The sequence below is a fragment of the Natrialba swarupiae genome (genome assembly GCF_008245225.1).
Lineage (GTDB): Archaea > Halobacteriota > Halobacteria > Halobacteriales > Natrialbaceae > Natrarchaeobius > Natrarchaeobius swarupiae.
In genome coordinates this window covers 1-9050 of the sequence record NZ_VTAW01000054.1, presented here as the reverse complement: position 1 = coordinate 9050, position 9050 = coordinate 1, and the positions used below count along the sequence as shown (strand labels likewise).

Here is a 9050-nt window from a genome sequence, read left to right as displayed (position 1 = left end):
CTCACCTCAGATTTACTGTAGAAGTTAGTAGAGTTGCTTGTTAACACTGACCGTGTCAAGTTTTCTGTGGCACCCTCTCTACAGATAAGCGAGGCGAGTGCTCGGGGCTTTCCCCGAGGAGTGAAGCCGACACTTAGACGTGTTCCGTTCGCTCGATATATCGCTCAATCGTCTCCGTTGAGACTGTTCCTGCCGTTCCGATGTAGTACGACCGTTCCCAGAACCCACCGCCCCACAGGTACCACTCCAAGTACGACTCGTGCTGTTCCCACATCTTCCGTGCCGTGATGCTCTTGACGGTTCGCACAATCTCGCTCAGAGCGTACTTCGGGTGGGCCGAAAGAAACAGATGCACATGGTCTGGGGAGATGTGCAACGACAGTATCTCGTAGCCGTACTCGTCGCACACGTCACGGAAACTTGCTCCCAGAGAGTCCTCAATTGGTTCGAGAACCGCGTGGCGGTACTTCGGGCACCACACGAAGTGGTAGTTGACGTTGTACACCGCGTGGTTTGACCGCTTCTCACCCATATCCACCCCACTCCACCGATACAGCTAAGTATATCCAAAGGATATACTCTTGTGTGCCGAACCGCTTTGAAATCGACGGCGAGGAAGTTCTCGACGGTGAAGTCAAACCCTTCGGGAACAGCGCCCACGTCACCGTGCCCAAACGCTGGCGTGGGGCCGACGTGAAAGTCGTCCGAACCTCAGAACCTGACGGAGGAGAGAATGAGTAGTAGCACTGGTGATTCTGCCCGGACTGCCTCACTCGTTCGAACACTCTGTGAGGCTGAAGGGGAAGATGTGGTACTCCGATTTGATGGGCCGATGAGTGCCCCTATGTCGAAGTATAACGGTTCGTCCTATCAGAGTGATACGCTCCCAAAGGCAACTCTGAACGCAACCATATGGCGTGCCAACGTTGAAGACGAAGGGCAGACGCTCATGTGTTTTGCAAAAATCGGGATGGACGAATTAGACAGAGTAGGAATTGATTCCTCTGTCGTGTACACCGATCCAGTTGACGAACAACCCGGATACTGTGTTGTGGACATTAATGCGTCCCGACAGTGGTGGCTGGATGAGTACGAGGGATTAACTCGGGAAGAAGCAGAAAAAGCACTCAAGGAAGAACGTGAAGAAGAAGTGCTTCCGCCGTGGGATGACCACCCTACTGTCACGGTCAAAGTTGAACGAACCCTAGAGTGCCAAGAGAAGTCGTATAACTCAGAATTCCATATCCAGTATGACCCTCCGACTCACGAGATTGGGAGCCTAATCGACGTTCGAATCAAATGACTATGAATCCTCTCGTCAAAACTCTGGACCTCCAACTCAACATCCAGAGTGACAACGAGAGCCTGCTGTACGACGCCACGCTCGAAGCCCGACGAGTGTCCAACGAAACCATTCGGCTCGCTAAGGAAGGTGTGGACTGGAACTCGATTTCTCCTCGCCTCGAAAGCGATGCCGACCTCGTGAAGAACACGACCCAACGCATCGTCGCCAAGGCACTCGGGGCGATGGAGAACTACTACGAGTACGACGACTACGGGCTTCCGAGTCACACAAAAGACGGAACGTACCCGCTCCGGGCGAACTTCACGGAGGGATACAACTTGTCGCTCACCGATGAAGGCGATGTGGCGTTCCGCATCAGCGCAAAGCCGTACAACCACGTCAAGGGCGTCCTCGAAGGAAGTGACACCCACCTCGACCTCCTCAAGACCGCGCTCACAGGCGACGAGTGGAAGGTCTCAACGTCGGAAACGCTGTGGCGGGACGGTGAGCCAGAACTCCACGTCAACATCCGCAACACCGAGCAGGGCGTCCGAGACAAGCAGGACTCGCGGACGGTTGTCGGCGCGGACGTGAACGAGGATAACGTGGCACTCACCGCACTCTCCGAGGATGGCGTCGAAGACTAATTGGTTATCGACTTCCCTGAAATCAAGTTCGAGCGTCACCGCTACTTCACGATGCGAAAGCGCGTCCAGAACGCAGGGAAGTCGGGTATCCAAGACACGCTGGAAGGGCGTGAGGAACGGTTCGTCCGTGACCGGCTCCACAAAGTGAGCCGTCACATCGTGGAGTGGAGCCAGCGGTTCGAGAATCCGTGCATTGTCTTTGAAGACCTCAAAGAGATGCGCGACAGTATCGACTACGGCACCCGGATGAACCGACGCTTGCACCACCTCCCGTTCCGCGCCCTTCAATACTACACGTCGTACAAGGCGTCGTTCGAGGGGATTCCGACCGCGTGGATTAATCCCGAGTACACGAGCCAACGGTGTCCAATCTGTGGACACACAGAGCGAGCGAACCGTCGAAGGAAGCGGTTCAAGTGCAAGTCTTGTAGTCATCAAGACCACAGCGACCGTGGTGCAAGCGTGAACATCGCCGTGAAAGGCGTCAAGAAACATCAAGATTGGAATGTGCCCGCTCTCAACAGCCTTCCCACAATGAGGAAGGTGCGACGGCGGGCATCGGGGGCCGTGGACGCCCCGACCGCAACCCACTCGTCCGTTCGAGACGACCGTGACCCATCCCGGGGTATGGCGTCGAGGACGATGGGAGTGTCAGATTAAACTGCGGGAAGACAGAAGCCTCGAGGCTTGACCCCGAGGCGGTTCACACGACGGATACCCTCGCGGAGAAAGGGCTGAAAATGTCTTCGCCAGTGAGGGCTACGGCGATTCAGTCACATACGTGAACGGCTTCCGCTTCGTCGAAGATCTTCTCGAGTAGGCCGCTCCTCGTTGGGTCCGCACACCGGTCACTGCGGAGCAAAATTCGATATCAGCCCGACAGCGATGGCCGTTACCGTCTCGAAAGCCCTCGACCGCTCGACATCCCGCGACCCACGCTGCGCTCCTCGTACCTGCGGTGCTTGCGGAGTCGGGGGACGTTCACGGCGTTTTGCGCCGTGAGCTCGGGAGACGTCGTCTCCCGGTGACCGAGACAACCTCGCCCTTTCTGAGTCCACCAGGATATCGGCTGTCTCACTGAGCGTCGAACCCGGTTGAACAGGTTCTTTGTTACGGCACGCCCCGCTCGCCGCTTCCGCCCTCCGCATCACTCGCGACCGACCATTCCGGGCATGCGGCGAGCAAGCTCGCCGTTCCGGGCTGAAATGAATCTGGTCTCGACGCCAGCATTAAGCGCGTTTTCGGTTGCGCCCCTCGCGGGTTTTCGCGTTCCAGCACTTTAGGCCACTCCGCGCGGCGAGTCACACCACGACTCGCCGTGCTCATGACCGTCGCGCTGGACACGGACCCGCAGTCCGGGCCGGACACGAGAAACGGCTTAAAGCTGGCCGCTCGCTCTGGGCGGGTCGGCGCGCGGTTCTGGTTGGATGACTCCCCGAGGCGCTCTCGCTCGCGCCCCAAGGGGCGCTCACGAAGGCGCGAGCGAGAGCGCACATGTTGGATGAGTCGGTCGACGTCGAGAGCCATGGCTGGAGAGTCGTGGTGTCGGAAGAAGACGCCGAGTGAGCGCCTTCGGAACGGTGCAAGTTCCAATGTCAAGTAAGAATTCAGTCAGTAAGGTCGTTTCGGTCGATGAACAGGCATACGAACAGGTAGACACTCGAGCGGAGCGTGACGCCGATGCGGAGTACGTCGTCGATGAAACCCCGGAGTTCCGGGCGACGGTCGAGATGGAGATCCAGGCAAAGGTCGATGCAAACCACCCTGATGGAATCGTCGACACGAGCGAAGATCGGATCTACGGCGCGACCCTGGCTCAAGAAGAGCGCATTCGAGCTCGAGAAAAAGAACTCGAGCGCATCAGTGCCCAAGCCGAGTTGGGTCAGCAGAACGGACGAGCACGACGAACTCGGAAGACGGTCGAGTCGATGTGTCGTGAGAAGCGGCAGTCAAAGCGTCGAGTAGACCCCCGTGAAACGCTCGAGCGCAAGCAGTTGGCGGAGGTCAATCAGCAGGCACAGCGGTTGGCTGATGACGTTCAAGGAGGCTACAGTCGGGCAGTCATCGCAAAGCGGATCGCGAGTCGTGTCCTCGAGGGGACAGCGTTGTTCGAGGCCGTGATGGAGACGAAAGAAGAGCTGCTTCACGAAGCAGGAACTATTGTCCCGATCGGGAAACTCGAGGAGATCACTCGCGGCAAGGTCAGCGTCGAAGGGCGCGTGATCGAATTGTGGGAGCCTGCCTGCTCGAGTCAGCAACAGGTCGGGCTACTCGAAGACGAAACAGGACGAACGAAGTTCACCGTCTGGAAGAAGAGCAAGCAGCCGTTGGTCGACGAGGACGAGCGGGTGCGGTTCAGGGCAGCGGCGAAGAACTGGTACAACGGACGATGTTCACTCGCGCTCACTCGGTGGTCAGAGGTCGTTTTCCCAGAGCGCGAGACGTGGTGGGAATAGCCGTTCGTAGCCCTTTTTTTGCTGGTGGATACGATCACCGCCACCGCCCACCACCTCCACGTTCCGGACTGCTCACGGCCCCCGGCCGTTGTGCGGTCGGGCTTTCGCCGTTAAGTCTACCCAACCCTTTATTTTGTTTACCGGTCAAAAAACAGGCATACTTGATGACTAGGCACCGTCTAGTTAGCGTGGTTTGAGAAGCGAGCAGGTCGTAGAGTTGGTTTGATCATACAGCTCGCAGACCTGCTCAATGAGTCATACGCGGCGGAATTTGATGAAGCTTGGGAGCGTGAGCGGACGGCGACGCCCGTCAGGGTGTTCGCCGTCCGTCGCCACGCAACCGGTTGTTCGCTCCGAGAGATACAAGCGGTTCTTCACTCACTCGGCGTAGAATGCTCTCATCAAGCAATCTGGCACTGGGTACATCGGCTAGCTGACAGCGTTCCAGACCCGCCGACGTCCACGAGAGCTTTCTCTCGTACAGCCCATCAGACGCGAGGTATCGCCAGATGACCGAGCGAAACACGTGCCGAATGCCGACGTGTTCGACACTCTCTCGTGAACGGACTGGATGTGCTGGCCGGTTCTGTTCGGATGGCTGTGCAGTCCGGTACGAACACTTGCAGGCAGACGCTCGAGATCAAGTAGGGTACGCTGGGCGTTTCTGCCCGCCGGCGTGTGAGATCCAATACGAGGATCTCCGCGCAGATACTCGAGATGCTGCGATTGCTAACCAAGAGGGATACTAATGCTCGAGCAACGCGATCACCGCGGGAAACGGTTCACGATCGATTTCGATGACACCGTCGACACAGAAGCCTGTGAGCGGTGTCGGCGAACAGCGGCACTCGAGCAGCAGGCCCAGCGAGATCTTCGGGAACTCAAGCGTGCGAAGCGGTCGCCGGTCCAACGGGGGCACATCCCAGCGTAGAGGTGCATCCCGTTTCCGTCGGCTTCGCTGACGAGAGACACGAACTTCCGTGACCGTCGACGCAAGTTGTTGTGAAGCGGGTTGGTCGATAATACAGTCGAATTTCGTGCTTGTATCGGCGATAGATTCTTGTCTTGCTATCTCGTTCAAGATAACATCGAAAACGATGGTAACAGTCGAACTTATGAATTCCACTGCTGCGAAGATCGTCTTAGTAACACAGCGTGGTGATTCAATTAACCGAATTTCGAATAAGGTCGGGACATCGTATTCGTGGGTGTACGACTGGATTGGTCGATTGGATGACGCTAATATTATCTCGAAAACAGATAGTGGAATTCAGGTCGCCGATTACGAGATGCGCCGTCGATACGAAGAGATGATGGGAACATTATACAGCCGCGACGAAGTCTCGCAGGATGACGCGTACGTGATCCCACACTTTGCCGGTATGGAGTACGCGTACACCGAAATCGATGCCGCTTACATATGGACGGATGGTGGATACCAGATCGCGCGCAGCCACGATGATTACCCAGTTTTTATCGAGATCCACAAGCGTGACATCGATAGGTGGATCGAGTTCTTCGAACGGTTCGGAATCGATACCACCGTTGGTGAACGACCGGATGCAGACGATGTCGACGGAAGCGTCCACTACGTCTTATTCCCCCAGACTGATGGGATCGATGTCGAGTGGAACGATGGCAACCCCGTGATTCCGTTAGACGATGCGGTCGAACAGATGATGCAGACTCGAGCGGCATACGAACCAGCGTTGGAGATTATCGCCAATGAGTATGATGTCGATATTGACGCGAATCACCACGATCAGCTACCTGCTGACTGAGCAGATTTGAATATGAGTCTCCAAGAGCGACAAGCCGAACTTATCGATACGCATCGTGCCATACAGGACGAGGAACTTCCATACGTTCTCGTTGGAGGCTGGGCAGTCTCAGCTTTCCAGACGCGTTTCACCACCGATGTCGATATGGTCATCCCTGAGACGGAGCTCGAGGCGTACGATGACCTGCTCGGCGAATTAGACTATAGGAAGGAGTTCGACAACGACATTGCAAACGTCTACGAGGGGCGCATCGTCAGATACGAGAAACAGGTTAACGACACCACTGTGGAGTTCGACGCACTGGTCGGCACACTCCGTTGCCGCCAGACCGATGCCGAATGGTCATATCGATATCTCCACGAACACAGTGTCATCAAGACGCTAGAGATAACGGACAATCTAACCGCTCGCATCCCGAAACCCGCCTTACTGTTCGCGCTCAAACTCCACAGCGGTCGGCTTGCGGATGCTCGAGATCTCGTCATCGTTGGTTCTGAAGCTGATCTCGATCAGATCGAACATCACGTTCATCGGGGCAATCCGGAGCAACTTGCCGAACAGATTGAAAATGTGGTTGAACAACTGGAACACGAAGGGTTTGCGGATTCGTTCAAGGGTGTTTTCCAGCAGAAAGCACTACCAGAGGACGAGATCGACGAATTGATCGAGTTCCTACGGTCTCAGCTCAAGAAGCTCTAAGCGATCGTACCGACGACTCCACTTGTTGTGTAAATACGGCTCGCTGGTAGCACATCCGCAAAGGATAGAGACAAAAGGGGACGTGGTCTCTTCGATGAGTCATTGCCTGTATAAAACGGTGGTGTCTGAGTATCCTCACTCCGAGTCGGCGTTCGGGCGGGCCTCCGGTGTGAACTCGAGCATCCCAATAGCAGCGATGCAGTCGGGACAGTACGTCCTCGTAACAGCTGCGTAACGGTCGGCGAGTTCGGGGCAGGGTTCGCTCGAGAGGTGGGTCACCCGTTCGGCCGGAATCGGCTCGCCGCACCGATCACAGACGGGTTCTGCGAGCTCGTCATCGGACCCATTCCCGGGAGTCTCACTGGAGCTCATTCGTAGTTCCTCCTTGCGTGTCGCCACTGGCGACAGGGTGACTGACCACTTTGGAGCTGACTCGAGTTATGTAGACGGGCGCGATTCGGAGGGGAACGGTGACTCAGCCAGGGCTGTAACTGATCGTTGGCGATACTCAACCGTCGTGCGAGACCTTTTTGTCTCGGTAGAAGTAACGAAAGCATGGCAGCCAAACGTGCCGTGTTTGGAAGCCACCGTCTCGGGTGTCTCAGCACCCGGGGCATTTCAATACGCAATGCCCCCGCGTCCGCTGTTTTGGAGCGCGATGGCTTCCATCCCAATGGATGTAACCTACAATAATATAATTTCTGGTGTGGAGATAATGAAATCGATCGATTTGACAATCAGATAACGCATCAGCCACATAAAAGCTCAATATCGACTGACTAGCGACTTCGCATCCGTTCGTTGTCTGCGTGTTTTTTGCGACCCCACCGGGTGGTGGTGGTCTTCTCGAGTTCGACTCGAGAGACACGAATCGATTATGGCTACGAGCAGCAGCACCCGGGAAACGTTCGGTGATTCCGACACCCGGCACGACGAGATGCATAGTACGATCGAAGCGTGGCTTGGAGACCTGGTTGAGGAGGTTGATGACGCCGTTTCGAGCGAGCAATTCAAAGAGTGGCTCGACGTGCAGAGCCGATTCCACGACTACTCGCACCGGAACACGTTGTTGATCAAATTGCAGTGTCCGCATGCGACCACGGTCGCCGGCTACCGAACGTGGCAAAACGAATTCGACCGGCACGTGAGAGAGGGTGAGAAGGCGATCTGGATCTGGGCACCGATCATCGCGAAACAGTGCCCTGAATGCGGGAACTCACCATCGTATCACGAGCGGAGTGACTGCGAATACGACGACACTGAACCCGACGAGTGGGACAAAGGGCTCGTCGGTTTTCGACCAGCACCAGTCTTCGATGTCTCACAGACTGAAGGGGAGCCACTCCCGGAACTCGAGACGGAAGCACTCGGTAACGCGAACGAGCTGGTCCCAGGGCTCCTTGAGGCGGCATCCGTACTCGAGGTGGAGGTTGAGATCGTCTCGTCTCGGGAATGGTCTCACGGCAGCGCCAAGGGCGTCTGTCAGTATCGGGTGGGGATACAGCCACTCGTGGAAGTGCGTGATCGTGAAAACGAGGCTGATCTCGCCGTCACACTCGTTCACGAGTACGCTCACGCGCTGTTACACGGTGGCATCGATACCGAAGACGAACGAACGAAGCGCGAACTCGAGGCCGAAGCTGTCGGCTACATCGTCGGTCGATATTTTGGGCTGGACACGAGTGGGTCAGCGTTCTACCTCGCTGCGTGGGAGGGAGACGAGCCGGAGACGTTGCTTGATCGACTCGAGCGCATTAGTTCGACGTCTCAGGAGATCATCGATGCCGTCGAGGAGGTGATGAGCAATGAGTGAGCAACGGTTGTTGTTTGAGATTGTCGAAGCCCTCGAGGAACAGGGACTCGATCAGGATGAGTACCAGCTGCAATGCCTTGTTGAACGCAATACGGCATCGGGGTGGGGTTGCTGATCTACAATTTCACGGCGTTAGAGACGGCTTTTCGACCTCAGAAGATGCAGTAGCTGTCAGTCACAGCAATTGCTGATGAGTCAAAACTATGGTACCTTGCTCCGTTGTTCCGGTGACGACGGCGATGCCTCTCCCGGATATGTCCGGAAAAGGGGAGCAGGCGGCGAGCCCTAATGGCTAAGATAACTTCTGAAAGTCAAGGAACTTCTCACACCACTTCTTTGCGAAGCTGATGCGTTGCGTTATTTTCTCGA

9 protein-coding genes and 2 pseudogenes are annotated in these 9050 nt (G+C 56.3%); 9 read left to right on the top strand and 2 right to left on the bottom strand.

Annotation, left to right across the window (positions count from 1 at the left end; genetic code table 11):
- Positions 1-133 precede the first annotated feature (133 nt).
- Positions 134-532, bottom strand: coding sequence for an IS200/IS605 family transposase (gene tnpA / locus FYC77_RS19650; RefSeq protein WP_149083188.1), 399 nt, complete (start codon positions 530-532; stop codon positions 134-136).
- A gap of 53 nt (positions 533-585) precedes the next feature.
- Here tnpA and FYC77_RS19645 point away from each other — a divergent pair, with 53 nt between their 5' ends.
- The 8 genes and pseudogenes from FYC77_RS19645 to FYC77_RS19605 all read left to right on the top strand — a co-directional run bounded on the left by FYC77_RS19645 (position 586) and on the right by FYC77_RS19605 (position 6868).
- Entirely contained in the window at positions 586-741 is a 156-nt protein-coding gene (locus tag FYC77_RS19645) for a DUF2080 family transposase-associated protein (RefSeq protein ID WP_149083187.1), read from the top strand.
- Complete coding sequence (locus tag FYC77_RS19640; protein WP_149083186.1) at positions 734-1303, top strand: hypothetical protein; 570 nt, start codon at positions 734-736, stop codon at positions 1301-1303. The genes FYC77_RS19645 and FYC77_RS19640 overlap by 8 nt, the downstream gene beginning before the upstream one ends.
- Positions 1300-2592, top strand: a pseudogene (locus FYC77_RS19635) (RNA-guided endonuclease InsQ/TnpB family protein). The gene FYC77_RS19640 and the pseudogene FYC77_RS19635 overlap by 4 nt, the downstream one beginning before the upstream one ends.
- A 932-nt stretch (positions 2593-3524) precedes the next feature.
- Positions 3525-4388 carry a DNA-binding protein gene (locus tag FYC77_RS19630; RefSeq protein WP_149083185.1) on the top strand — a complete coding sequence of 288 codons (864 nt, stop codon included), beginning with the start codon at positions 3525-3527 and terminating at the stop codon, positions 4386-4388.
- Between the two features lie 228 nt (positions 4389-4616).
- Positions 4617-4850 (top strand): annotated as a pseudogene (locus FYC77_RS19625) (IS6 family transposase); the annotation flags it as partial.
- Between the two features lie 286 nt (positions 4851-5136).
- A complete protein-coding gene (locus FYC77_RS19615) occupies positions 5137-5319 on the top strand; it encodes a hypothetical protein (protein ID WP_394349034.1) in 183 nt (60 codons plus the stop codon).
- A gap of 184 nt (positions 5320-5503) precedes the next feature.
- A complete protein-coding gene (locus FYC77_RS19610) occupies positions 5504-6169 on the top strand; it encodes a helix-turn-helix domain-containing protein (protein ID WP_149083189.1) in 666 nt (221 codons plus the stop codon).
- 12 nt (positions 6170-6181) lie between these two features.
- Entirely contained in the window at positions 6182-6868 is a 687-nt protein-coding gene (locus FYC77_RS19605; RefSeq protein WP_149083183.1) for a hypothetical protein, read from the top strand.
- 135 nt (positions 6869-7003) lie between these two features.
- Here FYC77_RS19605 and FYC77_RS19600 read toward each other — a convergent pair whose 3' ends face one another.
- Positions 7004-7240, bottom strand: a complete 237-nt coding sequence (locus tag FYC77_RS19600; protein WP_149083182.1) for a hypothetical protein — start codon at positions 7238-7240, stop codon at positions 7004-7006.
- 505 nt (positions 7241-7745) lie between these two features.
- Here FYC77_RS19600 and FYC77_RS19595 point away from each other — a divergent pair.
- A complete protein-coding gene (locus FYC77_RS19595) occupies positions 7746-8681 on the top strand; it encodes an ArdC-like ssDNA-binding domain-containing protein (protein WP_149083181.1) in 936 nt (311 codons plus the stop codon).
- Positions 8682-9050 lie beyond the last annotated feature (369 nt).